General features: G+C 61.5%; 25 protein-coding genes. 11 read left to right on the top strand and 14 right to left on the bottom strand.

The genetic code is table 11. From position 1 onward, the window contains the following. Positions 1-396 precede the first annotated feature (396 nt). Positions 397-1,176, bottom strand: coding sequence for an SDR family NAD(P)-dependent oxidoreductase (locus FH975_RS13630; protein ID WP_162321818.1), 780 nt, complete (start codon positions 1,174-1,176; stop codon positions 397-399). Between the two features lie 102 nt (positions 1,177-1,278). Here FH975_RS13630 and FH975_RS13625 point away from each other — a divergent pair, with 102 nt between their 5' ends. Continuing rightward, positions 1,279-1,875, top strand: a complete 597-nt coding sequence (locus FH975_RS13625; RefSeq protein WP_162321817.1) for a TetR/AcrR family transcriptional regulator — start codon at positions 1,279-1,281, stop codon at positions 1,873-1,875. A 278-nt stretch (positions 1,876-2,153) separates the two neighbouring features. Here the strand turns inward: FH975_RS13625 and FH975_RS13620 are convergent, their stop codons facing one another. The 5 genes from FH975_RS13620 to FH975_RS13600 form a co-directional block, all read right to left on the bottom strand. Further along, positions 2,154-4,448, bottom strand: a complete 2,295-nt coding sequence (locus FH975_RS13620; RefSeq protein ID WP_162321816.1) for a GMC oxidoreductase — start codon at positions 4,446-4,448, stop codon at positions 2,154-2,156. 14 nt (positions 4,449-4,462) lie between these two features. Beyond that, positions 4,463-4,885: a Dabb family protein gene (locus FH975_RS13615; protein WP_162321815.1), complete on the bottom strand. Its 423-nt coding sequence runs from the start codon at positions 4,883-4,885 to the stop codon at positions 4,463-4,465. Positions 4,886-4,945: 60 nt separating this feature from the next. Further along, positions 4,946-6,346, bottom strand: a complete 1,401-nt coding sequence (locus FH975_RS13610) for an MFS transporter (protein WP_202923265.1) — start codon at positions 6,344-6,346, stop codon at positions 4,946-4,948. A 147-nt stretch (positions 6,347-6,493) separates the two neighbouring features. Then, a complete protein-coding gene (locus tag FH975_RS13605) occupies positions 6,494-7,057 on the bottom strand; it encodes a TetR/AcrR family transcriptional regulator (protein WP_162321814.1) in 564 nt (187 codons plus the stop codon). Between the two features lie 879 nt (positions 7,058-7,936). Further along, positions 7,937-8,953 carry an NADP-dependent oxidoreductase gene (locus FH975_RS13600; RefSeq protein ID WP_162321813.1) on the bottom strand — a complete coding sequence of 339 codons (1,017 nt, stop codon included), beginning with the start codon at positions 8,951-8,953 and terminating at the stop codon, positions 7,937-7,939. 418 nt (positions 8,954-9,371) lie between these two features. Here FH975_RS13600 and FH975_RS13595 point away from each other — a divergent pair, with 418 nt between their 5' ends. Together FH975_RS13595 and FH975_RS16345 are read left to right on the top strand one after the other, a co-directional pair. Beyond that, positions 9,372-9,989, top strand: coding sequence for a TetR/AcrR family transcriptional regulator (locus FH975_RS13595; protein WP_162321812.1), 618 nt, complete (start codon positions 9,372-9,374; stop codon positions 9,987-9,989). Positions 9,990-10,278: 289 nt separating this feature from the next. After that, on the top strand, positions 10,279-10,551 hold the full coding sequence (locus tag FH975_RS16345; protein ID WP_202923264.1) for a hypothetical protein: 273 nt from the start codon (positions 10,279-10,281) through the stop codon (positions 10,549-10,551). A 33-nt stretch (positions 10,552-10,584) separates the two neighbouring features. On the opposite strand, the gene FH975_RS13585 is transcribed toward FH975_RS16345, so the two are convergent. Further along, positions 10,585-11,436: a helix-turn-helix domain-containing protein gene (locus FH975_RS13585; RefSeq protein ID WP_235928738.1), complete on the bottom strand. Its 852-nt coding sequence runs from the start codon at positions 11,434-11,436 to the stop codon at positions 10,585-10,587. 125 nt (positions 11,437-11,561) lie between these two features. On the opposite strand from FH975_RS13585, the gene FH975_RS13580 reads away from it, so the two are divergent. After that, positions 11,562-12,245, top strand: a complete 684-nt coding sequence (locus tag FH975_RS13580) for an SDR family NAD(P)-dependent oxidoreductase (protein ID WP_162321810.1) — start codon at positions 11,562-11,564, stop codon at positions 12,243-12,245. Positions 12,246-12,283: 38 nt separating this feature from the next. Then, a complete protein-coding gene (locus tag FH975_RS13575) occupies positions 12,284-12,985 on the top strand; it encodes an NADPH-dependent F420 reductase (RefSeq protein ID WP_162321809.1) in 702 nt (233 codons plus the stop codon). A 71-nt stretch (positions 12,986-13,056) separates the two neighbouring features. On the opposite strand, the gene FH975_RS13570 is transcribed toward FH975_RS13575, so the two are convergent. Together FH975_RS13570 and FH975_RS13565 are read right to left on the bottom strand one after the other, a co-directional pair. Then, positions 13,057-14,667, bottom strand: a complete 1,611-nt coding sequence (locus tag FH975_RS13570) for an MFS transporter (protein WP_162321808.1) — start codon at positions 14,665-14,667, stop codon at positions 13,057-13,059. A gap of 102 nt (positions 14,668-14,769) precedes the next feature. Then, positions 14,770-15,390, bottom strand: coding sequence for a methyltransferase domain-containing protein (locus FH975_RS13565; RefSeq protein WP_162321807.1), 621 nt, complete (start codon positions 15,388-15,390; stop codon positions 14,770-14,772). Between the two features lie 90 nt (positions 15,391-15,480). Here FH975_RS13565 and FH975_RS13560 point away from each other — a divergent pair, with 90 nt between their 5' ends. Next, the gene (locus FH975_RS13560) at positions 15,481-16,068 is read left to right on the top strand and encodes a helix-turn-helix domain-containing protein (RefSeq protein ID WP_162321806.1); all 588 of its coding nucleotides are present in this window, start codon (positions 15,481-15,483) and stop codon (positions 16,066-16,068) included. Between the two features lie 266 nt (positions 16,069-16,334). Here FH975_RS13560 and FH975_RS13555 read toward each other — a convergent pair whose 3' ends face one another. Further along, positions 16,335-16,640: a hypothetical protein gene (locus FH975_RS13555; RefSeq protein ID WP_162321772.1), complete on the bottom strand. Its 306-nt coding sequence runs from the start codon at positions 16,638-16,640 to the stop codon at positions 16,335-16,337. Here FH975_RS13555 and FH975_RS13550 point away from each other — a divergent pair. Further along, positions 16,568-17,260: an isocitrate lyase/phosphoenolpyruvate mutase family protein gene (locus tag FH975_RS13550; protein WP_162321805.1), complete on the top strand. Its 693-nt coding sequence runs from the start codon at positions 16,568-16,570 to the stop codon at positions 17,258-17,260. The two genes, FH975_RS13555 and FH975_RS13550, sit on opposite strands and share 73 nt — an antisense overlap. A gap of 13 nt (positions 17,261-17,273) precedes the next feature. Here FH975_RS13550 and FH975_RS13545 read toward each other — a convergent pair whose 3' ends face one another. Then, positions 17,274-18,491, bottom strand: a complete 1,218-nt coding sequence (locus FH975_RS13545; RefSeq protein WP_202923261.1) for an MFS transporter — start codon at positions 18,489-18,491, stop codon at positions 17,274-17,276. Positions 18,492-18,629: 138 nt separating this feature from the next. On the opposite strand from FH975_RS13545, the gene FH975_RS13540 reads away from it, so the two are divergent. Beyond that, on the top strand, positions 18,630-19,184 hold the full coding sequence (locus FH975_RS13540; protein ID WP_162321804.1) for a TetR/AcrR family transcriptional regulator: 555 nt from the start codon (positions 18,630-18,632) through the stop codon (positions 19,182-19,184). 104 nt (positions 19,185-19,288) lie between these two features. Then, a complete protein-coding gene (locus tag FH975_RS13535; RefSeq protein WP_153078425.1) occupies positions 19,289-19,729 on the top strand; it encodes a carboxymuconolactone decarboxylase family protein in 441 nt (146 codons plus the stop codon). Here the strand turns inward: FH975_RS13535 and FH975_RS13530 are convergent. From FH975_RS13530 to FH975_RS13520, 3 genes are all read right to left on the bottom strand, one after another. Beyond that, complete coding sequence (locus tag FH975_RS13530) at positions 19,726-20,664, bottom strand: sigma-70 family RNA polymerase sigma factor (protein WP_162321803.1); 939 nt, start codon at positions 20,662-20,664, stop codon at positions 19,726-19,728. The genes FH975_RS13535 and FH975_RS13530 overlap by 4 nt on opposite strands. Before the next feature lie 69 nt (positions 20,665-20,733). Further along, entirely contained in the window at positions 20,734-21,402 is a 669-nt protein-coding gene (locus tag FH975_RS13525) for an NAD(P)-dependent oxidoreductase (RefSeq protein WP_162321802.1), read from the bottom strand. Beyond that, positions 21,399-22,292 carry an EamA family transporter gene (locus FH975_RS13520; protein WP_328821902.1) on the bottom strand — a complete coding sequence of 298 codons (894 nt, stop codon included), beginning with the start codon at positions 22,290-22,292 and terminating at the stop codon, positions 21,399-21,401. The genes FH975_RS13525 and FH975_RS13520 overlap by 4 nt, the downstream gene beginning before the upstream one ends. 93 nt (positions 22,293-22,385) lie before the next feature. Here FH975_RS13520 and FH975_RS13515 point away from each other — a divergent pair, with 93 nt between their 5' ends. Both FH975_RS13515 and FH975_RS13510 read left to right on the top strand, forming a co-directional pair. Continuing rightward, positions 22,386-23,279 carry a LysR substrate-binding domain-containing protein gene (locus FH975_RS13515; RefSeq protein ID WP_202923260.1) on the top strand — a complete coding sequence of 298 codons (894 nt, stop codon included), beginning with the start codon at positions 22,386-22,388 and terminating at the stop codon, positions 23,277-23,279. Between the two features lie 144 nt (positions 23,280-23,423). Further along, on the top strand, positions 23,424-24,836 hold the full coding sequence (locus tag FH975_RS13510; protein WP_162321799.1) for a glycosyltransferase family 2 protein: 1,413 nt from the start codon (positions 23,424-23,426) through the stop codon (positions 24,834-24,836). The last annotated feature ends 6 nt before the right edge of the window (positions 24,837-24,842 follow it).

The following is a 24,842-nucleotide window of genomic DNA, read 5'->3' as shown; positions in this document are numbered from 1 at the left end:
TTCACACCAGCGACTCTTCCGATTCGGCCCGCCCCGTTTCGGGTCGTCTCGTCACGGTGACTATTCGCGGAAGGCCTGGTTGGAAACCCGAAGCAGCGCGCCATCTACGCCGTGCAAAATCGCGTGGGCGATGTGGTCCTGCGCGGTCTCCAAAAGATCCAGTGGCCAGCCCCGGTGGCCACAGACGCGGTGCCCTTGAGATGGTCCTAGTAGGCGCCGCCGAACTCCGACACGTGGGCTCAGTCACCTAGCTCGCCGCGGTCCTGCACAATCGCGCGAATCCTTGAGCACACAGCTTCCGGGGACCCCGGGCCGACGAAAACGCCGCCGTAACCTCACGAATCCGTAACGCGTCCCTACGTTTTTCGCCAAGGCGGGGGCGAGACTCGTACAGGTTCACACTGCCGGTCGGGCCTCCGCAAGTTTAAGTGTCGCCCGCGTCGGCAGCAATGACACCAGCAATCGGATGAATTGATTAGCACGACCGGAGACGATGCTGACTGGTGGGCGTCGCTTATCTAGGGCTCTCAGGGCAGTGGTAACGACCTGATCAGGAGTCTGGAAGTGGGTCCGCTGTGAACTAGTGCCGCTGCGCGCGAAGAACTCGGTGCGGGTCGGACCGGGAGAAACTGCCATCACCGTTAATCCTGCGGAACGCAGCTCGTGCGCGATAGCCGCGGTGAACCGGATCGTGAAAGCTTTCGCCGCAGAATAAACAGCCATACCCGCTACCGGCATGTAGCCAGTCAGGCTCCCGATGTTCACTAGCGCTCCACGGCCGGAGGCTACCAACTCCGGCAGGAACGCATGACAGATGTCCACTAGGGCCACATTGTTGAGTTGAATCTGGGCGCGAATCTCTTGAGGGGTGGAGTCCATGAACGGCTTAGTCAATCCTGCCCCTGCGCAATTGATCACCGTATCGATACTGAGGCCAAACCCATCCAGCCGCTTTTTGAGCAACGCTCCGCTGTTTTCATCGCCGAGGTCGGATGCCACCACGTATGTTTGTCGCCCCGTTCGGGAGGTGATCTCTGCTGCCAGCTCTTGTAGCGCGTCTTCTCTCCGCCCTACCAACACCACCTCTGCCCCACGATGAGCCACCTGCCGGGCGAACTCAGCTCCGATTCCCGAACTCGCCCCCGTCACCAAAACCGTGGTTTCTGCGTATTGCATCGCTCTCACTTTCCTTCGCTGTTCGTCTCTCATTAGATATGTAATAGGTCCTTACATTGAGAATAGCCTAAAATGTGAGAGGCTCCAACATAGAGAGAATTTATGATTCAACGAGACAAGTACCACCACGGCGACCTCAGGAACGCGCTCTTAAGCGCCACCCTGGAGCTGGTCCGCGAGCAGGGCACACGCGGCTTCAGTGTTTCCGAAGCGGCCCGCCGCGCCGGGGTCTCCATCTCGGCGCCTTATCGGCACTTTGCTGACCGCGAAGCGCTGCTCGCAGCCGCCGCTCAGCACGCATTCGGCCAGATGGAGCTTCGTTTCGCAACGCTCGATTTAGGGGAGACGCTTACATCTCGCGCGGAGCGGATCTGTACGGCCTACTTAGCGTTCGCGCAAGAAGACCCCGCACGGTTCGACGTGATGTTCGCAGCAGGGATCGACAAGGCCCGGCATCCCAGCCTGCTGGAACAAACAAGCGGAATCCAAACACAACTCGAAGAGGCGCTTGCACCGTATGTGGCCCAGGCGGAGGTGGCCGAGCGCGCTGCCGAACTATGGTCGATCGCACACGGTGTCGCGACCCTCACCCTCGGTGGACATCTTCACCACGTCGTCGATCGTTCGCGGATCGTGACCATGGCTGCATCCGCGGCACGCACGTGGGTGGCCGGCGTGCCAGGTGTGCATATGCACTAGCGCGGGGGCGGGTCTGATCACCGGATGTTTGTCTCCGACTCTTGAGGGCATTGAGTCCCAAGTAATCGTGCTGCTAGCTGTCAATTGGCCAGCTGACGGTCCCCTGGTTGCAGGTCTTCATTACGCGGCATGAGTAACTGTGATCCACCTGCCAGACTGCCCCCAGCCACGCCTATGCCACACCTTCGGGCTGCAGGGCGGCGCCACAGGTATCTCGCAAGCACGTCTCCTTCGAGGCTACCTGGAGTTCACCGGTGGAAACTGAGCTCGAAAGACCGCTAAGCCAGGGACCGCGGATTTTCACTCGTTTGTGGTCTGATACGGCTTGGGGCCGGGGTTCGTAACGCGGAGCGGGCGAAGAAGTCGGCGAACCGTCCAACTGCTCGTATTCGTCTTAGCTGCGTGAACCCCAGGCCGCGCAACGAGGCTCCCAACCGAGCCAGATCCATCGTGCTGATCCGCAGAACCAGTTGCTCGGCCTCTTCGTCGTGCTCCGAATAATCTGGCCTATTCGTACCCAGCGATGGCGCAGACGGGTCCGGCGCCTCTGAACTGCCCTTGTTCACCGGTGAGATACGTGTCTGCAAGGTCGTCAACCCGCGCAGCAGGGCATCCGGCCGGCGCGACTCAACCCTCTTGACCCCGGTGAGATGCCAAGGAACGCCGCGGTCGTCGTCGAACTTGAGATCGTAGCGCATGGCCTCGGCTGAGCCCTCCGGGAAGAGGCTCAATATGCCGGCGATGCTGGCGCGGCGGGCGACGCCCTCGACATCGATGGTCCCCTGTATCGTGACAGGGTGGACGGGGTTGGCAAAGAAAGCAGTCAGGCTGGAGACCTCCGCGGCCAACGTCATACTCAGTTGCCGCGGACGATCTCCACGGTCCGCGCTTCGGTAGCTGGTGCTGTACGTGCCCATGCGCTCGCAGAAGGTCACGCCATTGCCCTCTGTGGCGCGCTGCTGTTCGGCTGCGGCTTGAAAAGCCGCGTCCTCCGGCGCCTCCATAGGCCGGACGTCTTCCCACTCCGGGGCGCGCCAGTTCGAATGGCCACTGCGGCGAATCATCGCCTCCACTGAGCGTTCGGTGGAGGCCAGAATTGTGGCGGAAGGGTTCACGCCAGTTGCGGCGGGCAAGACCGAGCCATCCATGACCCACAACCCTGGATAGCCGTACACCTCACCGGCGGAATCAACCACTCCGGAGGCAGCTTCTGGGCCAGGGCGCACCCCACCCAGCGGGTGCACGGTGGTCGTGCGGCGCAGGAGCGACCAGGTAATCGGATTGTACTGGCGGGCGCCCAGCAGTTTGGCGACCAGCGGACCTACCCGGCGTTGGGACCTGTAGAGGTGTCGCTGCCACCTATTGGCCCAGGTCAGTACCGCCTGACCTTTGGCATCCAGGCGCAGAGTGCCACGGGCCGAATCCTGGCCCATCGCTAGTAAGGCAAAGGTCCGGTTGGGATGCGTTTTGCGCAGGCGCTGCCATCGCTGGCGGGCATTTCGCGCTGGGGCAAGCGTGTCATAGAGCGCCTGAAGCGGCGGGGGAATTGCACCATCCTGAACCTGGTACCACACGGTGCTGCGACCCTCGGGCACCGAAAGCACGGTCGATGTCGTGATAGTGGGCCCAGTGCTCATATTTGCACCTTCGCCGCGCAGCTGAGTCAGCGTCACAAAATCCCCGTTTCCGGAGAACCCACGGCCCAACTGGGGGGAGAGACCGGGGAGGGTGGCGTGACGGTCTCGAGAGCGTAGCAACAGCTCGTTGGTTGCCACCGCACCGGCGGCTAGCACCACCTGGGAAGCCGTGAACCTGCGCACCGGGGCTCGAGGGTCTGAGGGGGTCGTCACAGTCACCGTATACGTGGGGTCATCCTCATCGGAGTCAGGTTCGATGCGAGTCGCCTCTGCATCGGTGAGACTGAAGGCACCGTGGGCCTCCGCCACGGCCAAGTAGGTCGCATCTAGGGTGTTCTTCGCACCGTGGTTGCACCCGATGATGCACTCCCCCACATACGCGCAGCCGCGTCGGGGTACGCCGTGCATGTTCTCCCGCCATGTCTCCGGGTCTCCGAACGTCACCGCCAAGTTCGGCCTCACGGTGGAATCAGGTATGGCCATGTTGCGGACCATATTCTCAATCGCCGTGGTGCGGGCTGGCGAGGACCCCGTGGCCGGATCGTCTCCGGCCGGACTGAGGCCCATCATGTGAGCGGCCAGGTCATAATAGCGATCCAGTTCCTCGCGTCGAAGATGCGCCGGCCAGCGTTGATCCATCGCGCCCTCAAAGGGTCGTGAGAAGACATTGGCATACACCAGTGATCCTCCACCCCACCCGGCACCCTGGACCGCGGCCATGGTGCCCAACCAACGGATGTCGTACAGGCCCCGGTCCACGTCCCACAGCCAGCCGTCCTCCAAAACGGGCCGGCGGGGGAACTCTCCAAGCGCCCACCGCCGACCGCGTTCCAGCACGATCACAGAGAAACCGGCTTGAGCCAGCCGAGCGGCAGCCACGGCGCCGCCGAAGCCGCTGCCAATGACGATAACGTCAGCCTGAGTGGGAATCTCCATGAGAGTGTCCTTGCTTAGGAGGTAGGCTCAGCGCCAGCTGGTGCGGCGCTGCCAGTGTAGTCTTCAAGTCCGCCAACCAGGTCAGCGATATCCGGCTCGTTCTCATACCGACGCTGGTGGATTGCCGCGATCTTAGCAGCGACCGCCGGGTCCGGGTCATCAGTGACGTCGTAGGAAACGAACTTGTCCACAAGAGGAAGGCCAATTCGGTCTACCTCTAGGTGGGCCGGGTGATTCATCATGGTTTCGTATTCCTCGAGGGTCTCCACTGTGGAGATCCCAGCGTAGTCGTATTCTCCGCCGATGTCCGGGCCAAAGACCAAGGGGGTGGCTGTAGTGATCTGGCTGGTGGCCTCAGCCATACGCCCCAGCGCGGTGGCGACCTCCTGCGGGTCAGCGTCGGGCTTCACGGAGAATCGAATGCAGTGGTAGATCATGGTGTGTTCCTTTCAGGGTGTGTACTTCCGGGGGTTGTTCATTTGAACAGGGTGGAACCCTCAGCGCTGGTTTCGGCTAAGGGGGATTAGGGAGACCGTCAAAGCGATCAGTACTAGTGCGGCGCCGCCCAGGAATGCTGCCGTGAACGACATTTCGGTGTGGCTACCGGCCGCGGCAATGGCGATCCCAGCCAGTGCTGCGAGCCCTAGCGCACCACCGAGTGCCTGTGCCGCGTTGACCAGTCCGCTGAGCAGGCCCGACTCGTCATCGTCCGAGTCCCGAACAGCCATGGCTATGGTGTTGACCATGCCCATGCCTATGCCAGAGCCCAGCAGCAGGAAAGCGCCCAGAAGGTGGAGTGAGAACCCGTCGGTTTCGGGGTTTAGGGTGAGCCACATGAGCCCAGCGATCATCAGAACTAGCGCCAAACGGATGGCTGGCCGAATCCCCATCCGTTGAGCGACCACGGGAGCCAGTGCCGAGGATGCGATAGTCATCACCGCGAGGGGAATCTGGGTCAGACCGGTGGTGATGCCATCCATCCCCAGTACCTCCTGCTGATACAGCGGCAGGAAGAAGAACATGCTGGTCATGGTGGCGCCGATGGCCAGCACCATCACACTGGCCACGACCACTGGAATTCGCGTGAACACGCTCAGTGGCACCAGCGGATGACTGGAGCGCGCTTCGACTCTGATGAATGCGCCGAGGCTGATCACACCGATGAGGAGTCCGAGCCAGCTAGCCGGTGCCACCCAGCCGGACTCGGCCGCGGAGACGAAGCCCAGGGCCAGGGCGGCGATACTGAGCGTGATGGTGGCCGCCCCCACGCCGTCGAAACGACCAGGCGTGCCGGGGAACCGCGGCAGAGTGCGCCAGATCAGGAAACCGACGACGACGCCCACCGGCACTGGCGCCCAGAAGACGGCCGGCCAGCCGAAGACCTCGGTGATGGTACCGCCCAGGAAAACCCCGGTCAGGCTGCCTAGGCCGGTGACCGCACCCCAGATACCCAGCGCTTTGGTTCGTTCGGTCCGGGTGCGATACAGCGCGAGAACCAGTGCCAGTGCGGCTGGAATGACAACGGCGGCGCCGATGCCTTGGCCCACACGCCCGACAATGAGCATAGGAGCGTTCACCGCCACGGCACAAAAGGCCGAGGCGGCCACGTAGATGGCCATGCCAATCAGGAAGATGCGGCGTCCGCCGAAGACATCGGCTAGTCGGCCGCCCAACAGCAGGAGCCCGGCGAAGGCAATCAGGTAGGCATCGACCACCACTGTGAGTTCGGTTGCGGAGAGGTTGAGGCCATCCCGGATCGCAAACCCGGCCAAATTGACCATCGAGGTATCTAGCACCACGACGAACATGGCGGTGGACAGCAGGGCCAGGGCGGCCATGCGGGGTATGCGTAGACCAGTGCGGGCAGGAGCGTCTGCTACAACAGCAGAGTCGTTCATGAGGTGCGCCTTTCAGGATGAAAGTGAGTGATCACTATCTTTGGATTAAATTGGACGTTGTTAGTTCGGCGGTGGCGAGCTTCGCATCAGCGTGGGGAAATCCCTGGGCTGGGTGAGTTCGGGCTCAAAGCAGAGCGAGGAAGACCTTTACGCGGTGGGCGGCATTCCCCCAGAGCTCATGAAACGTTCAGCCCAGGGTTCAGCGTCGAGATGGGCCGGTAGGTCCATCGCGGCGGCAGCCAAGTAGAGCATGCCGCTGGCGAAGAAGAAGTGGGCCTCATCAGTGGTGACACCGGGAAGTCCTTCACTTCGTTCGAAGACGTCGCCGGTCCAGCTGCGCATCAGGTCGCTGATCTCCGGGTCCGCACTGGCGGCGAAACCCTGCAGCAAAATGAGCATCAGCTCCCGGTTCTCCATGAGCCGGCTCCACCCGTGGGCCATAGTCCACAGGTGATGATTCTCCGCCCGCTCCCCCGGGACGATCATCTCGCGCTCGATGGTCTCGAATGCGCGCTGCAAAACCGCCATGAATAGACCCTTCTTAGTGGAAAAGACGCGGAAGAGGTTCGGATGCGAGATGCCGATCGCCTTCGCGAGATGGACAGTTGAGCCCCCATGCAGGCCTTTGTGCCCGAACTCGATCAACGCTGCGTCAAGGATTTGCTCGCGGCGCTCTTCGATGCTGACACGGGGTTGGCGAGGTGAACTCATACTTGATAGTGAACACTCACTACATACATCTTGTCAAGCGGGGCCGGTCTTGCAAGTGGCACCAAGGGGGACTCCCGCGCAAAGACAAGCTTTTGCCGAATCGAGGGCTCTGCGCGGCAAGATGCGGGGCGTCATTCTGCCGACTCTTCCCACTCTCCGAGCCTCCTAATGCTTTGACAAGACGCGCCAGGCCGAGCGGATCCACAAATGTGCCCTTGCCCGCGGAGCTCATGGATTCCCGCCTGCATCATTGAGTTCGATACATCCTCGAGTGTGGCCCCGTGGAGCCTTGCGAGGGTTGAATGCGCCCACTATGAGGTCGATGCGTCCGGCGCCTCAACGCCTTCGGCCTTCATTCCCGCGACTTCAAGGAGTGTGGTTTGCACACACGCGTCCCAGTTCTCCTGTTCGTTTGCGCGCCAAAGTTCCCGTAGAGCTTCCAGGACAGCCGAAGCATCTTCAACTTCGAGGGACTACATGGCTGTAAGGGCCCCGACGGGTGGCGGTTGAGGAGGTCGAGATGATAGGTACCGCCGACTCGTCAAGCTCTCCCCAGTTCTTCGCCGAAGCGAGAGCGACCTACAGGACAACTTCACGGCCGACCAACGAGCTGGGCGAGTCGCATCGACTCTCGTTCTCCCAGCTGCGCCGGTGCTCGTGCGGAACACAACCTGCTGATTCAGCCGAGCCCACCTCAGAATAGAAGTGAAATCCTAGTGACACCCAGCGCCCAAATTGCGTGCCTATGCGGAACCAAGGAAGGCTTTGTCCCGGAGTGGACAACTAGTGGGCATGTCGACAAATCCATCGACGCTTAGCCTGGAGCTGCCAAAACTAGTCGCGACGCCTCCGGGACATGCACCTTCGCCCCGTCGACCTTTAGTGCAGTCGGACAAGCAACTTGCCGGTGTTGGCGCCGCGGAACAAGCTTAGGAAAGCCTCCGGTGCGTTTTCCAGCCCATTCACGACAGTTGTTTCAGTGCGCAGGGAGCCATCGGCTACCCAAGCCGCGGCTTTCGGAACGTATTCGGAGAAGCGGTGCAAGTGGTCAGTGACGATCATGCCTCGCAACGTCAATCGTTTGGCGATGGCATTGTATAAGTTGGACGGCCCCTTAGGGGCGTCGATCGCGTTGTAGCCGCTGATCGCACCTACCAGCGCGATGCGTCCCCCCGTTCGCATGGCACCTATCGCGGCCTCAAGATGTTCGGCTCCGACCATGTCTAGGTAAACGTCAATCCCATCCGGTGCCGCCTCAGCGAGTTGCTCTGCGACACTTCCTGCCTTGTAGTCGATCGCTGCATCAAAGCCAAAATCTTCTACCACTCGACGCGCCTTCTCAGTTCCTCCCGCAGAGCCGATCACGCGCGTGGCACCGAGCAGGGAGGCGAGTTGGCCCGCAACACTGCCGACGGCTCCGGCTGCCGCGGAGATGAACACGATGTCTCCAGCGCGCACCGGGGCTATCTCGGTGAGGGATGCATAGGCAGTCAGGCCCGTGGTGCCCAAAACGCCCAGATGGTCCTCAGGAGATGCCAGGGCGGTATCGACTGACGTGACTTCTGCGGCATCGAGTACGGCATGTGTTCGCCAGCCAGCGAAGTGATTCACAGTCGTCCCGACAGGAAATGAAGGAGCCTCAGAAGCTATGACCTCTCCGAGTGCGCTCCCTTCCAGGGGCTTGCCCAACGCGAAGGGAGGTATGTAGGACTCAACGTCATCCATCCGCCCCCGCATATACGGGTCAACAGACATCCACGTGTTTCGCACGAGTATTTGCCCCGGCGAGAGCGATGGCAGATCAACCTCGGCGAATTCAAAGTTCGCCACAACGGGATCGCCGTTGGGTCGCGACCGCAGTCGCACTTCGAGACTTGTGAGTGATTCTGGTGTCATTGGTTTTTCCTTCTATTGATGTGCGTGGAACTCTATCCAGCAGGGTGCGTACTCGACACCACTTGCAGTCCATAGCCGGTGGCGAACAGCCGAGACTCAATTAAGGGTCCGTGCCAGGACTCGCCATGCCGTGTCACGGCGAATGACGTCTCTTGTGGCGGCGAACTCATCGGGTCGTGCTGAGGTTTCACGTTATGTGTGACATTTTCGTGTCCTGCGATGATAGTTACTAATAGTAGGTTACTAATAGTAGAAAGTACAGCGGGCTGAGGGTCCCATTGATTCCAAGACTCCGACACGAGTCATCAGGGCCTGCCTGCCGCTGGCCAGCAATTGATCAGAGGAGCGCCACCAGGGAACCCACAGTGAGACATGTAGAGTGATCTACCAATGGTAAGTTCGGCGACGGGCGGCATGTATGAAGAACGAATCCAAGACTGCAGACTCCGCGGCTGCATCACGCAGACTCCCAAAAGCAGCGCGTCGACAGCAGCTCCTGGATACTGCACTTCTGATTGTCCGAGAGGAAGGCGCAGATCAACTGACGCTGGGGCATCTCGCTGCCAGGGCTGGGGTTTCGAAACCGATCGCCTACGATCACTTTGGTACCCGATCGGGATTGCTGGTCGAGCTTTTCAAATCCATCGACATTGAGCAGACCACTCGGCTCCGGAAAGAACTGGCTGGTAAACGCACCCTGACAGACGCAGTCGAGGTTTTGGCTGCGGCATACATTCAATGCGCCTCCGATACCGGCGGCGAATGGCAAGCAGTCGGCGCTGCGTTGGCGGGCAGCCCGGACAAAGATGCGGTTTTACAAGAGCTACTTGACGGATACGTCCAGTTGTTCGTTTCAGCCCTGGGACCGCACAGTCGCCTATCTTCGGACGAACTGGAGCGGTACTGTGTCGGACTGGTGGGCGCTGGCGAGGCGCTGTCGGCCGCGACGGTGCGCGGAAATTGTACGGAGGAAGAAGCTGCGCAAACACTCGCCTCGTTAATACCGGGTGGACTGTGTGCCCCTGACCTGGGCTGACTCGGTGTGTTCTACCTTCCCATAAAGGCCCGACAAGTGACGTCGGCGAATGCGAAACGCGTAGGTAAATCGCCGAATCAGTCACGTCCTAAAGCTTGCGGTGAGGGTTTTTTTGTACCTCTGTGCTCGGGTCTGGGTGCGGCGAACGATTCATCGACAATGTCAAGGAGCCCAGGTCGACCTTCACCCTCTAGCCAGGCTCCGATCGCGACCGCTAGACACTCGAGCGCAGCGGCGACGCACGTGGACAAAGTGAAAAGGCTCGCCCGCCGAGACTCCGCTCGTGCCGATGATTGCTCGATCATCTGCGGCGGCCATGATGGACGTCATGCCCGGCGGTGGCGGAACGCAATACATGGTCTCCGTGGTTGGTCGCGCCCGCGCCCTTGAGCTGATCCTGGGTGGTCAGCTCATGGGGCCGAGCTTGCCGAGAAGTATGGGCGTGGAAAACGCGGCCCCCACGAGCCTCTTTACTGAGGAGGAAGCCACAGTCGCCCATACGCAGCTTGCGGACGGCGCGCAGACTCGCGAGGCCGAACGAGAGGGGCGCGTGGCCCACTAGGTCCCCGGAGGAAAGGGCACATTGCAGGGACCCCTATGCCGTCCGGACGAGCGCCGAGTCAAGCCGGGCGAGTTTGTCGGCATCGTCGGAACTGGGATCTGCGTGGAGGACCACGAGCGTCAGACCCTCGGTGCCAGTTACGGCCAACCGCTCACGATGAAGCGTCATCTCCCCCACTTGAGGATGATCGATCCGCAGTGCGGCACCACGCTGGCTTCGAACGTCGTGCTGGCCCCACAATTCCCGGAACCGGGGGCTCTTGCGGATCAGCTCGGCAATGAGTTCCCCAAGGCGGGGCTCGTCGAGCGCGTGGGCTGCAGCCTGCCGGACACCTGCGACCAGGCATCCGGTCACGACGTCCCAGTCAGGGTAAAGCGGCACCTCGTGAGGGTCCAGGAATATGTCTTCCAACTGATTTCTACCTTCGGCGAGCCTGGGCGACAGCGCTCGGGCCTTCGCGTTGGAGGCCACGATGTCAAATGAGCGGTCCTCAATGAAGGCCGGTTGCGGTAGAGCCTCCAGGAGGGAGAGGGTGCCCGCCGGTGGGGCCTCGTTGCGTGGCGGCCGTGGACGGGAGCGAGGCTCTTGCCCTGTGAGGGATCGTAGATGAGCCAGGTGCTCCTCGTCGAGCAGAAGAACACGAGCGATCGACTCCAATACCTCCTGGGAAGGGTTTCGGTCCCTGCCTCTTTCGAGGCGAAGGTAGTAGTCGAGACTGATGTTAGCGAGCATGGCAACTTCCTCCCGCCTCAGCCCGGGCACGCGCCGTCGGCCCCTGGCTGGCAGGCCTGCCTGCTGAGGGCTCACCCGCGCGCGTCGGGCCTGCAGGTAAGTGCCGAGAGCGTTGGCCCGCTCTCGCGCGATATCTGCGTAAGACGCAGACAACGATGCGGTCTTATGGAGAGGGGGCTCTGACAAACCCCTGGATGACGGGGGCGCTGGTTGCGGGGTGTTTTCGAACATACCGTCTTCAACATCGCACTCCCGCGAAACATTTCGGAAGGAAATCTATGACAGTCACACTCATCACCGGAGCCAACAAAGGCATCGGGTTCGAAACTGCCAAGCAGCTCGTAGCCCAGGGCAACGTCGTCTACATCGGTGCGCGCAGCGCAGAACGTGGCGAGGCAGCTGCAGCCGCAATCGGCGGACGGTTCGTGCAGCTCGACGTGACCGACGATGCCTCGGTGACCGCAGCACTTGCCGCCGTGGACCAAGCAGAGGGTAGGCTGGACACGCTGGTGCACAACGCGGGCATCCTCGAGACTGAATTGAGCGGACCAGCAGCCCTGCGCGCGTTCGATACCAACGCCGTAGGATTCGTACGTGTCACCGAACAGGCTCTTCCGCTGTTGCGGAAGTCGACCCATCCTAGCGTGCTCACTATCTCCAGCAGTGCTGGCTCTTTCTGGGCAGTGACCACCCCGCAGCGGCCGGAGTACGGACTGGGCGCGCCGCTCTACTCGGCGTCGAAGGCCGCGGCGACGATGCTCACGCTTCAGTACGCCAAGGCCCATCCTGACATCAGGTTCAACGCCCTGGAGCCTGGCGTCACAGCCACGGACCTCACCGCCGGTCTTGGTATCGGTCGACCGGCAGCGGAGAGCGCTCAAGTCGTCGCCCGCATGGCGACCCTGGGAGCGGACGCTCCGTCCGGGACGCTTCAAGACGAATTCGGTCCGCTCCCTTGGTAAGACCCAGTTCCACGCAACACTACGAGAATGAGAGACCCGTGACTATCATCGGAATTCTAGGCGCCGGCCAAGCCGGCAGCACCCTTGCCCGTGCGGCCATTGCCGCAGAATATGACGTCCTCATCGCGAACTCCCGGTCACCGGAGACGCTCGACGTTCTGGTGCGGGCCCTGGGTCCGCGCGCCCGCGCTACCTGGGCGGCAGACGCCGCTGCGGCGGCCGACTTCGCGGTAGTCGCCTTCCCTTACGCGCCTGGGCACGCTTTGCCAGTCGCGGAGTTGGCCGGCAAGGTAGTCCTCGACAACAACAATTACATGGTCTGGCGGGACGGCCACTTCCCTGATGTCGATGCCGGCGTCACAACGGTGCACGAGCTCCGGCAGGAGCAACTGCCAGGCGCAAAACTCGCAAAGGCGTTCAGCCACATCCAGTTCCACGGCCGTCCGGAAGTGCGGGTGCCAGGTGACGAGGTTCCAGCGCTGATGCGACTCGCCCGTCCAGCCGGCGCCCCGGATCGCTCTGCCCTAGCCGTCTCGAGCGACTATCCCGAGGCGGTCGAACTCGTCACGGACTTCTACGACCGGCTCGGGTTCGACACGGTCGACAACAGCCCGTTGCGTGAATCCTGGCGAAGCACCCCCGGCACACCCATGTGGCAGGCGTCCTTCGAGGGTCAAACACGCGAGGAACTCCGTCGCAACCTGCAGCGCGCCGAACGCAGGATGCTGCGCCCAACCTGACACCGGACCACATAGTGGTGTGGGACTCACCTCAGATGTGAAGGATCAGTGCTTGAACGCTGGCGCTGGTCTCACACATCGTGTGGGACAGCCGCGGCGGTCTTCCCGCTCTCATCGGCGACGGCCTCATCCGTTATCAGAACGGCCGGAACGCGCTTGGGGCCGCGCAGAAGAGTGAAGAGGACGAGTACCGTCATGACGGCAACGCCGACCCACATGGCCTGCTGCCAGCCGACGATGAATGCCTCCTGCCCGGCAATGAGAATCTGCTTTGTATGCTCACCCGCGCCCTGGGAGGCTGCAGCCGCATTGGCGACACCTTCACTGGCCATCTCTGCAAGCTCCTCCGGCACACCAACCAGACGTTCGGCAATGTCAGCCTGGTAGCCAGCCACGAGCAGGCCTCCGAGAAGCGCGATGCCCAGCGCTGCGCCTAGTTCGCGGGTGAGGTCGTTGAGCGCGGAGGCAACGCCCTGCGCCTCGCGTGGGAGCGAGGAGGTGATGGCTTCAGTCGAGGGTGTCATAGCGAGCCCTGCACCAAGGCCCATAACGATCAGCCCGGGCAGTACGCTGAGGTATCCGCCGGAGGTCGAAACGAGCCCTGCCATGAGTGCGAGCCCCGTGGTGGCGACACTCAGACCGCCGACCATGGTTGCGCGGGAGCCGATGCGTGCAGCGAGCCGTGGCGCCAGGCCGGAGGCCAACATCATGAGCAGCGCCATTGGCATCATTCCGAGAGTCGCGAGCAGACCGCTCCATCCAAGAACGACTTGGAAGAAGGGGTACAGCACCAGCGAGACGCCGCCCAGCACACCAAACAGAACGAGCAGGAGCGTGGTGCCGGAGGACAGTCCCCGGGTACGGAAGTATCTGATATCCAGCAACGGGAACGGAGTGCGCAACTCCCAGACCACGAACACAACAGTGGCAGTGACAGCCGTGAGAAGTGGGACCAGCACGAGCGGGTCGCTCCAACCCAGAGAAGGCGCCTCATGCAGGGAGAAGGTGAATCCGACCGCCGCCACAATCGAGGCCACCGCCCCGAGAGCATCGAATCGCCCTGGTGGCATCTCACGGGAGTTTGGCACCGCTCGGAGACCGATCATCAGCGAGACGACGGTGAGCACGATAGGAAGCGCGAACAGCCATCGCCAGGATGCGAGATCCACCAGTAGGGCAGAGAGGTACATGCCGAGGATGCCGCCGCCACCGGCGACCGCAGTCCACATCCCGATCGCCTTGGAGCGCTCTTTGTCCGGGAACGAAGAGGTGATCACCGACAAGGTCACGGGCATGATCATCGCCGCACCGACACCGCTGAGCAGACGAGCCGCGATCATGATCTCCATAGCAGGGGCAACTGCTGCTGTGAGATTCGCGAGGCTGAAGATCATGAGCCCCGCCACCAAAACCGGCTTGCGCCCCAGACGGTCGCCCATCGCCCCAAGCGGCAGGAGCAGGGCGGCCAGGGTGAGAGTGTAGGTGTTGATGACCCAAAGCACCTGCCCCTGCGAGGCGTCAAAGGTGAGTGAGAGCTGAGGCTGGGCGACGTTGAGTCCAGAGACGGAGGCGACCACGGCCATTAAGGCGATGCAGACGGCCCACAGAATGGCACGGCGTCGCTGTGGATCATCGATGACCGGCGTGTTCCCTTCGGCGCCGGGCTGAGTTGATAAGGGCATGGTCACGGTAGTTCCTTTCAGAGTGTTTTCTGCCCGGCCGTGCGGGCGGACAGAAGGAAGAAGCATCGAGGGCAGGCCTCGATGCACAGAGGCAAAGTGCGATCAGAGAAGACGGCGTGCGCGCACGATCACGTCACGCAGCTGCACCGAGTCGCCGTATAGGTCAACTGTGCGGGTGTTCTCGTAGGCGGCTTCGATGGTCCATCCCGTGTTGGTGAACAAGTCGGTGATCCCGTTCAGCGTTGCTGTGGCATCTTCCGGATGGTGATGCCCATGATGCCCCGGGCCATGGAGGTGTCCCACGATGAGCAGCGTGCCGCCCGGGCTGACCCAAGCCGCGATACGTTGGTAGAAGTCGAGCTGGCCCAGATCTGAATGCGCGTAGTGTGTGACCACAAGATCCCATGTACGTGCCGGTTTCCATCGGGACAGGTCAGCCTCCACCCACTCGATGCGGTCTTCGGCGTCGCTGCCGGTTGCGCGACCCCGGGCTCTCGCGAGCGCAGTCGCTGAAATGTCGGCGGCGGTGACGCGCCATCCTTGCTCCGCCAGCCAGAGCGCTTCGGTCCCCGCTCCGCAGCCGGCGTCGAGGGCAGTGCTGGGTTGCAGAGCTGCTGTTTCGGACTGGAGATACGGATTGACCGGGAGAGTTCGAGCATCAGGTCCAGGTTTCGGGCCCGGCGTCCAATGGTCTTCCCAGTAGTTTTTGTCGAATTGGGTCACGCTGTCTCCTTAGGTTCGTCATATCACCAATAGAATGACCCCAGCTCCGTCCCCTGGCAAACATTCTTGCCAAATGGCAAAATTGGCGACATGAATGAATCCTCAGATCAGACCCTCGATACTGTCGGCCCCAGGCTGAAGCATTTGCGTCTACGCAGAGATGTCACACTCACCAGCCTCGCCGAAGAGACGGGAATCTCAACCAGCACCCTGTCCCGACTCGAAGCCGGGCTGCGCCGCCCAACGCTGGAACAACTCCTCCCCCTGGCGCGCTACTACGGGGTAACGATCGACTCCCTCGTCGACGCTCCGCGGACCGCAGACCCTCGCATTGACCTGCGTCCGATGTCTTGTACGGACGGGTCGGCCATCATTCCTCTCACTCGCCGTCCCGGCGGAATACAGGCCTACAAGTTCGTCGTCCCCACCGGCCATGACGACACTACTCCTGACCTGCGAACCCATGAAGGATACGACTGGGCCTATGTTCTCAATGGCACACTCCGGCTCGTGCTCGGCGACCAGGATCTCCTGCTGCAAGCCGGGGAAGCCGTAGAGTTCGATACCCGCACCCCACATTGGTTCGGGGCCACCAGTGCAGGACCAGTCGAATACCTCAGCCTTGTCGGACGGCAGGGGCAACGGGCTCACATCCGAGCCACCACCGACCCCCACTAGCGAGTCCCACCCCCTGCAGCTTCTATTCCATGTCCCAGAATGACTGTGCCTGTTCCTCCGCCCTGAACGAGCCACAAGTGGATCTCAATGCCGTCACTGGTGGCGACATTCGACTCCCGATCCGGTGAGCAAACGCTGTGCTGATCATCTCGCCGGCTATTGAGGGTTCAGCGCCGCCAATGACGCCGCGATCACTGTGTGTTCCAGCCGTGGTGGCGTGCTTTCCACACTGAGGAGGTGCCGAACGGCAGCGTAGGGAATCTCGATCAGCGCAAACCGTGTCCTCGCAAGAGTCTCAGCATTGACCTCCCGAAATGCGCCGCCGTGAACGCGACCACAGCGCCCTTGACGGAGTCGTTGAGCGTGGCGAGCTCGTGGCCAAGTTCGTCAGGCCAGAGCGAGAGGAGCTCCTCACGACGATACATGGCCAGCACCTTCGCCTCTCTCCGATGCGCTGAGGACATGCAGCTGCGGACACTGTCCATGGGACCTCTGAGCCGTGGCATCCACAGCACCACGCTCAACTGGCACCGAGAGTCGACGGCCTGCTCTATCCGGTATTCGACCGTCATGGCACCAAAGGCTCTTGTGGGCCACCCTTGAAGTGCCTGTTTCCGTCGACCTGGAAAACGGCTTCTCACACACCCCTGAGGATGTCGCTGAGACTGTGCGCATGGCCCTCTCTACTGGACTGGCGGGCGTGTCTATCGAAGACTGGAGCGGCCATCACCTCTACGAGAAGGAACTCGCAGTCGAGCGGGGACATGCCGCAGTGGAGGCCGCAGACTCACAACTTGTTGTCACCCTACGTGCAGAAAACCACTTACACGGAGTCGATGATTTTGATGACACCGTTGCGCGCCTGAGCGCTTGTGGACGGGCCGGCGCCGATGTGGTCTATGCCCCGGGCCTCTCCACAACGGAGCAGATTGCCACTGTTGTGAGTGTCGTGGAGACACCGGTCAACGTGCTTGTTCGACCCGGGGTGCCAAAACTTTCAGAACTTACTGAGATCGGGGTAGGGCGCGTGTCAGTGGGAGGAAGCTTCGCATTTGCCGCCTACCAGGCACTGGCTGAGGCTGCCAGTGAGTTCATGCACATGGACACCTATGGTTTTCTCGACGCCGCCTCCACCGGGAGTGCATTATTCCAGGAGGCGTTCCCCCACCGCCCGGAGACTGACACCGCGTAGCGGAAGGAAGCCCTTATTGAGATGGGCTCCCTTCAGCGCTAGCTCGAGTCAGGCGCTGAGCACTGTAGGAGAACCCTAGGGCGAGCAATGCAAAAGTAGCGGCCAGAAGGCTGACGTACTGGTTGCCGAGCAGTTCGATGCCGAACGCGCCGACAAGGCCGGACATCGCGATGGCCAGGTACAACACGCTTTGATTCAAGGAGATCACGACCGGGGCAGTGTCCGGTCGGATACTAAGAAGCCTGTGCTGTTGAGGAGTAGTGATCGCAAAGGCTCCCATCGCATAGAACCCGACAACCGCTAGCGCGGCACCGAAGTTGTCGGTGACCAGCGGCACGAGAAGCAGACCCACACCCAACCAGATGAGCGCTAGCGCGACAACCCGAGCCCCACCGAAACGATCGGTGAGATATCCGGCGGCGAGATTGCCCACTGCACCAGCGATGCCGCCAGTGAGCATCAGTGCCGCCAATGCCACACCATCCCCGCGGGTAGCCGGAGCGTAGATGACACCAATGTAGGTGTAGGGGACAAACACTGCGGTAAAGGCCACCAGTGTAGTGATCAGAAGCATCACCACGCGGCGGTCTCCCAGCGGTCGCAGTCTCGCCCGAAGACCGCCTGCCGAAGGTAGCTGAATGTCCTTGGGAATGAACCGCCAGACACCCGCCAGTCCCAGAATCGCTAAGGAAGCAGCGAACCACATCGTCACACGCCAGTCCAACAGTCCCCCAAGGGCCGTACCTAGCGGTGCACCGAAGGCGACAGCAGCGGTGAATCCGGTGACAACAAGCGCAATCGCTCGGCCCTGCAGTTGTGGGGCGACCAACGTTGCTGCAGTTGCCGCGGCGTTCGGGATAAACAACCCGACCCCGGCGGCGGCAATGATCTGAGCCACGACGATCTGAGCGTATGAACCCGCCAACGCAGTTCCGACTGCTCCACACAGATAAATCACCGTGGCCACGACCAGCACCGTCCGTCTCCGCCACGCCGCGGTCAACGCAGTAAGTACCGGCGCGCTCACCGCGCACGTCAGCGCGAACACGGTGACCACCTGTCCAGCGCGCGCTACAGAAATCCCGAGATCTTCGACCAGCATCGGCAGCAACCCTGCTAACACGAACTCACCGGTACCAACGGCGAATACTCCTATGGCGAGAATTGCCACCCGCGCCATTCCGCCAGTAGCCATCTGCCGAATTTCCTGAGTTTGCGACGAATTCCCCATGCGCTCTACACCTTTCGCGCGCAGACCTGTCGACACGACCGTCCGCACGACCTAAAATGGTAATGATCAGTTCCGTTTTAAGACGGTACCGATCGGTTCCATTAGTGTCAAGACGTCGAAGCCGAGGTGTCCAGAACTATGCCTACAAACGCCCGCCAGCGCCTTATTGATGCTGCGGAGAAGCTCTTCTATGCCGAAGGCATCCATGCCGTGGGTCTGGAACGGCTGCTCTCGCTCTCCGGTGTGGGACGAGCGTCGTTCTACCGGCACTTCTCCAGCAAGGACGACCTCGTGGTGACTATGTTGGACGCCTACGACCAGGCGTACCGCACCTGGCTGACTGAACGTACTGACGCTTTGGGCGCGACTCCACTCGCGGCCTTCGATGCACTGATCGAATACGCCGAGACGTCCGATTTCAGGGGCTGCGCCTTCATCAACGCCATCGCCGAAGTCGCCGAACCCGGCAGCCAAATCCGTGCGATGGCCCGTCAGCACAAGGACGCAGTTGCCGATTACCTGCGCATGCTCCTCATTGAGACCGGCTACCCCGATGATGTTGATCTGGCCAAACAGCTGCTCCTTCTCATGGACGGCGCCTCCGTGACAGAGCTCTACGAACGTTCCGACCAGGCCGCCAAGCGCGCAAAAGCTACGGCTCAGGTCATTCTGGAAAAGGCTCAGCGCGCATGACCTGATCTGTCACATATGAGGGTTCTCGCGCGACAACCTCTGCGAGGGGAACAACTCCCCTACTGGCCCAGAACGCCTGGGTGAGGTGACTACGAGGAGTACCAATGACCAGACTGGCAATCAACCAACATGCCCCTGAGGGATACAAAGCGATCGCACAGCTTGACGGCTACGTACGGCGCAACCTGGATCACGAACTGCTCGATCTGGTCAAGCTTCGCGCTTCTCAGATCAACGGTTGCGCATTCTGCATCGACCTGCACGCCACCGACCTGGAAAGACAGGGTGTGCCGACGCGGAAGATCTACGCTGTAAATGCATGGAAGGAAACCAACTTCTTCACTGCGACTGAACGTGCCGCCCTGGCCCTGACAGAGCAGATCACGCGCATCACTGGAGGGGTAGATGATGACACGTGGCAGGTGGCTGCCGCCGTGTTCCCGGAGCGGGAACTGTCTGACCTGGTGCTGGCCATCGGCACCATTAACCTCTGGAACAGAATCGGTATTTCCACGCACCTCGCCCCTCCAGCACTGGAGGGTTAGGACGTACCGAGCATCGTTACCGGCTCCATCTGCTTCAGCGTCGTGTGCTTGTCCGGGTTGCAGACATCGAATAAACGGTAGATGCGGCCCTGGCGCGCCTCGACTGAGAAAACATGGCACACGTTCGAGAGCATAAGAATCACGCCGGGGGCTCCGTTGACGTTGACAAACACAGCGGAGCCCCCGGCGCGGTGCAGCGCGGCGACCCCGGTGGCGAAACGAGCCACGTTCTGCGCCCCCATAAGGACACGCAGTGCAGCCCGGGTCTTTCCTCCGCCATCTTGATAGGCCTTCACATCAGCGTGGAGCAGCTCGGCAAGTCGGTCCGGGTCCCCATCCCGGGCTGCGTGGAGGAACGCCTTCAGCAGGGCCGACGTCTGCGCAGCGCAGTTTCCTACCGCCCCATCCAGGGCAGCAGGATTTCTCGATCGCGCCGGTGGATCTTCGACCTCCTCCAGACGCTGCATACCCCGCACTAGGTGTTGTCTCGAGGCGTTCGGTGAGACGCCGAGGATCTCTGCGATTTCAGAATGGGAATAGTCCAGCGACCGGAGGACCACCACGGCCCGTTGGGGCGGAGTAAGCGCCTCAGCGAGGACCAGAAAGGCAGTGGTCAGAGTGTCCCAACGTTCCACCATCTCGTGGGGCCCAGAATCCTCCGGCGCAGAACGGGCCGAGTCAACAAGCGGCTCGGGTAGCCAGGGCCCTGGGTATGTCAGCACCTGTTGTCTGGCGCGCAACACATCTATGGCACGGCGTACCGTCACCCTTGTCAGCCAGCCGGCGGGATTGTCTATCTCGGCCTGCACACGAAGCCATTCGACGGCGACCTGCTGGACAACGTCCTCTGCATCGGCCCAAGACCCACAGATCCGATACGCCAACATAACGAGTCGGTGCCGCTCAGCTGTTAGAACTCCGGCTCGCCCAGTCACGTCAGGAGCTCCCCACGGTGACGGGACAGTTGGCTCATTCGTCAGAGTCTATCCGCTGGGCAGGGTCACTCACCGGCTCCGAGACGGAGGTGTCAGGCTGTCTTGAGCAACGGTGAAGTGCCGTTCGGCGGCGGCGGCGTGCGCCAATTCATCTATCACCGCGACCGCCAAATCCGCCGCGGTAATCCGTGAATCTCCGTTGTCATCGGTAAGCAGTGTGGTGGTGCCGCGCCGGTAACGGCCGCTGCGAGGCCCTGGCTCGAGTACGGCCGGCGGACTCAGGTAAACCCATTTCCTGTATGGATGTTCCCGGCAGGCGCGGAACTGTTCCAGGCTGGCCCCCGCAATGATCTTCCACGCTTCAGGTACATAGTCAGGGTCATTGAGCACCAGTCGGTCGGGGCGGGTCGGGGAGCGCAGCGGTGCCGAACCTCCGACAATCAGCACCGGCACCTGGTGCCGCGCAGCACCGTGTAGAAAGCCACGGGTCAATGGCGCAAGCTGGGATTCTTCGCCCGGAGGGAGCCGGATGGTCAACACTGCGGCGTCTACTGCAGCGAGCACCGGGGCGAGCGCGTCAGAATCAGCAACATCGGCGGCTTGGGCAGTCAGCTGCTCCTGACCCCGGTCAGACTTCTGACGCCGGGATAGCGCAACGACGTGGTGCCCGCGCCGGACAGCTTCAGTCACGATGGCGCTTCCGGCCATGCCGGTTGCGCCGAAGACGGCGATTCTCATACTGGTGCCCTTTCCCTCCTGCTCGGAGGCGAGAGTTGGCCGGCGACCATCGCGGTCAGCGCGAAGGCGAAACCGACCAGTTGTAGCAGAGTGAGTCCTTCATGTGCGATCACAGCTCCGAGAACTGCGGCGACCAGCGGGGACAACAGGCCCAGCAGCGCAGTCGAAGTCACCGGCAACCGTCGGATACCTGAGAACCAGAGCGTGTACGTCAGCAGCGCACCAATCAGCCCCAACCACAGGTAGCCAGTGACCGCTCGGCCGTCAATGCCAGCGGGAATGCCGTCAACCAAGAATGCCGGGATGAGAAGCAGGACACCGGCGGCAGTCAGCTGCCACCCAACCAGACCCACCGCCGATACGCCTTCAGGACGGCCCCACCTTTTCATGAGCACGACGCCGCACCCCATAGACACTGCCCCACCGAGACCCGCAAAGATACCGATGAAATCCAGACCAGCCGCAGGCCCTAGAACCACAAGAGCGACGCCGATCACCCCGATGACACCCCAGAGGACCCGCCAGATGGAGAATCTCTCCTGAAGAATCACCACAGCAAGGAAAGCCACCACCAGCGGTTGGGCTGCACCAAGGGTTGCGGCGACGCCTCCGGGCAGGTGTTGCGCAGTGAGGAACAGCAGCGGGAAGAACGCCCCTATATTCAGAGTGCCCAGCACCGCGCTCTTCCACCACCACGACCCGCGAGGCAGCTTTCGCGCGATCAGCAGGGCGATCAGACCAGCCGGCAGCGAGCGCATCAAAGCTGCGAACAAGGGATGCCCCTCAGGCAGCAGGTGCGTTGTCACAATGAACGTGCTGCCCCACACGGCTGGAGCGATTGCCGTCAGACCTGTCCAGCCCAAGCGCGCTGATGTTGGTGTCGTCTTCACAAATCTATCGTCAACGACTCCCAATCATGAGTCCAACACATTCTTCTCATTTTAATAATGAACTGCAATCATAGTTCTGTGGAGCTTCAACAGATGAGGTACGTCGTCGCCCTGGCAGAAGAACGCAACTTCACTCGGGCCGCCCAACGTTGTCACGTAGTGCAGTCTGCCCTGAGCCATCAGATCAAAGCCTTGGAGCACGAGCTAGGCGTCACCCTGTTCGCCCGAACCAGCCGTCGTGTCGAACTCACCACGGCAGGAGAAGCGTTTCTCTCTTCAGCTCGCGCAACCCTCGATGCGGCCGAGCGTGCAGTCGCTGACGCCTCCGCGGCCACCGGACAGGTTCGCGGCACGCTCACCATCGGTGTCATTCCCACCGTCACAGCGATCGATATCCCGAGCGCACTCGGACAGTTCCACCAGCAGCATCCGGAGGTCCGGATTCGTTTGCGCAACGGCAATAGCAATGAGTTCATCTCCGCGATTTCAGGCGGCACGATGGACGTCGCTGTGCTCGGACTGCCTGATTCCGCTCCGCCCCAAGGGATCAACGCGAATATCCTGGCCCGGGAAAGACTCGTAGCTGTAGTTCCCGCTGATCACGCCCTCGCCTCCGAGCACAGTGTGCGACTGCATCAGTTGGTGGGCGAAAAGTTTGTCGACTTCCCCGAGGGCACCCCGGGTCGGGTGCCGTCTGACCTCGCATTTCACTCGGCAGGTATTCAACGGGAAGTGGCGTTTGAGGCGATGAGCACCGACCTTATCCTGGGGCTGGTGAGCTCAGGACTCGTCATCGCGCTGCTATCGCCATCCGTTATTCCTGTTGATGACACCCTCCGGGCTGTTCCTGTGGCCGACGGCCCGACTCGAATTGAATACCTCGCGTGGAGCAGCTTCAATCCCACAGCTGCGGCTCAGGCATTTATCGATGGACTGCCCACCTCTCCAACCGAGACAACGGGACCAGCTGCCCCGGAAACCACCTAGGGGCGAGCTTCTGCACGTTTCCTTCCGGAAAATTGTCCAAATCCTGCGCTTTCGCAGGGAGCGGTCTTGAGCTGATGGTTGGAGACTCGTCAGTAAGAGCCTTCCAGTCGGGATGGCAGATGGGAGCGGAAATTGACCACCACGATGACAACGACGACCGACAGTGGGTTCGTGACCGTCTCGCTGCAGGACGAGGCCGCACAGGCGCAACGCCGCAGCACCATCGCCTGCGTTATTCCGGCCTATAACGAGGAGGAGACCATCGAACAGGTTCTCGACTCGCTGCTGACTCAAACCCGGCCTCCGGACGTGATCCACCTGGTCATCAACAACACCACTGATGAGACGTTCTACATCGCTCGACGGTACGCCGGAGAGCACTTCCACACCCACCACGACACCACATTCACCACCTACGTGTTCATCCATGACATCGGCAAGAACATCGACAAGAAAGTCGGCGCACTGAACTACGGCTTCGCCAAAGTCGCCGAAGACTTCGACTACCTGCTCGGCGTCGACGGGGACACCATCCTTGAAGTCGACACGGTTGAACGCCTCGAGGCCGAGGCGCGATCAGAGCCGCGAATCGGCGGAATCTCCGCCATCTATACCGTGGATCCCAACGCCAGCCGCGGCGTCGTGTCCTCCTTCCTCACCACAGGTCAGCGCGCCCAGTTCGCCGCCTTCACCATGGACAACCTGCTACGCGGCCGGAATATGGCAGTGCTGGGTGGTCAATGCTCACTCTTCTCCATCCAGGCTCTCAAGGACGTCATGGCAGCCAACCGCCAGGCCACACCTTGGGTCAGCGACAGTGAAGTCGAAGACTCCCTCCTTTCCCTCCAACTGCGCAACATCGGCGCAGCCACCAAAGTCAGCGCCACCGCCCGGGCATACGTAGGCGGGATGCACACGGTCCGCGCGCTCGACGGCCAACAGGTGAAATGGAATGTCGGCGCAATCGACCTCATGTGGCCAGGCCAGCGGTCCACGACAGCCGGCCAACCCTTCCACCCGAACCTGAGACTGCGGTGGATGGAAAACCTTTCCATGCTGTTCAACATCAGCATCCGCCTGGGTTTCGTCCTTTTGCTGGCAGCTTCATTGAGCATCGATGCCTTCATCTTCAGTCCCTGGTGGCTCATCCCTCCGGCAGTCGCGACCCTGCTCAATCTCCGCATCGCCCTGTCCATCAAGGGCCGCAGAGCTCGGGACATCTGGTTCGCACTACTGTTTATCCCGGCTGAGGTCTACCTCTGGATGAGGATGGGTCACTTTATTCGCGCGTGGGCCAAGTTCTTCGGCAAAGCCCAAACAGACAACTGGGCTGCTCAAGCCAATGCTGAGCGTGGACGCGGAATGGCGTTCCTGACACCAGTCTTAGTGGGTGCAGGAGTGATCAGCGGAGCCATGTACGCATGGTTCCAACAGTCGGCAGCCATCCAGTCGGCGATCCTCTCCCTAGGCTGGCCCGTCCTCTACATCACCACGATCGCCATGACGCTGATTATGGTCCGGAAAGCACTACGCCGGCACCGCGGATTCACGGTGTGAGCTGCG

Origin of the sequence: Nesterenkonia haasae, from assembly GCF_010119385.1 — a bacterium.
In the GTDB taxonomy this organism is placed as follows: domain Bacteria; phylum Actinomycetota; class Actinomycetes; order Actinomycetales; family Micrococcaceae; genus Nesterenkonia; species Nesterenkonia haasae.
This window is presented reverse-complemented; position numbering and strand designations above follow the sequence as displayed.

What these genes read in the sequence shown, in the direction of transcription:
- FH975_RS13600 (WP_162321813.1), bottom strand. Translation starts at nt 8,953, where the DNA reads ATGACACCAGAATCACTCACAAGTCTCGAAGTGCGACTGCGGTCGCGA.
- FH975_RS13545 (WP_202923261.1), bottom strand. Translation starts at nt 18,491, where the DNA reads ATGGGGAATTCGTCGCAAACTCAGGAAATTCGGCAGATGGCTACTGGC.
- FH975_RS13605 (WP_162321814.1), bottom strand. Translation starts at nt 7,057, where the DNA reads ATGAGTTCACCTCGCCAACCCCGTGTCAGCATCGAAGAGCGCCGCGAG.
- FH975_RS13595 (WP_162321812.1), top strand. Translation starts at nt 9,372, where the DNA reads ATGAAGAACGAATCCAAGACTGCAGACTCCGCGGCTGCATCACGCAGA.
- FH975_RS13555 (WP_162321772.1), bottom strand. Translation starts at nt 16,640, where the DNA reads ATGACGGTCGAATACCGGATAGAGCAGGCCGTCGACTCTCGGTGCCAG.
- FH975_RS13560 (WP_162321806.1), top strand. Translation starts at nt 15,481, where the DNA reads ATGAATGAATCCTCAGATCAGACCCTCGATACTGTCGGCCCCAGGCTG.
- FH975_RS13620 (WP_162321816.1), bottom strand. Translation starts at nt 4,448, where the DNA reads ATGGAGATTCCCACTCAGGCTGACGTTATCGTCATTGGCAGCGGCTTC.
- FH975_RS16345 (WP_202923264.1), top strand. Translation starts at nt 10,279, where the DNA reads ATGATTGCTCGATCATCTGCGGCGGCCATGATGGACGTCATGCCCGGC.
- FH975_RS13580 (WP_162321810.1), top strand. Translation starts at nt 11,562, where the DNA reads ATGACAGTCACACTCATCACCGGAGCCAACAAAGGCATCGGGTTCGAA.
- FH975_RS13625 (WP_162321817.1), top strand. Translation starts at nt 1,279, where the DNA reads ATGATTCAACGAGACAAGTACCACCACGGCGACCTCAGGAACGCGCTC.
- FH975_RS13570 (WP_162321808.1), bottom strand. Translation starts at nt 14,667, where the DNA reads ATGCCCTTATCAACTCAGCCCGGCGCCGAAGGGAACACGCCGGTCATC.
- FH975_RS13630 (WP_162321818.1), bottom strand. Translation starts at nt 1,176, where the DNA reads ATGCAATACGCAGAAACCACGGTTTTGGTGACGGGGGCGAGTTCGGGA.
- FH975_RS13525 (WP_162321802.1), bottom strand. Translation starts at nt 21,402, where the DNA reads ATGAGAATCGCCGTCTTCGGCGCAACCGGCATGGCCGGAAGCGCCATC.
- FH975_RS13510 (WP_162321799.1), top strand. Translation starts at nt 23,424, where the DNA reads ATGACAACGACGACCGACAGTGGGTTCGTGACCGTCTCGCTGCAGGAC.
- FH975_RS13540 (WP_162321804.1), top strand. Translation starts at nt 18,630, where the DNA reads ATGCCTACAAACGCCCGCCAGCGCCTTATTGATGCTGCGGAGAAGCTC.
- FH975_RS13535 (WP_153078425.1), top strand. Translation starts at nt 19,289, where the DNA reads ATGACCAGACTGGCAATCAACCAACATGCCCCTGAGGGATACAAAGCG.
- FH975_RS13610 (WP_202923265.1), bottom strand. Translation starts at nt 6,346, where the DNA reads ATGAACGACTCTGCTGTTGTAGCAGACGCTCCTGCCCGCACTGGTCTA.
- FH975_RS13615 (WP_162321815.1), bottom strand. Translation starts at nt 4,885, where the DNA reads ATGATCTACCACTGCATTCGATTCTCCGTGAAGCCCGACGCTGACCCG.
- FH975_RS13515 (WP_202923260.1), top strand. Translation starts at nt 22,386, where the DNA reads ATGAGGTACGTCGTCGCCCTGGCAGAAGAACGCAACTTCACTCGGGCC.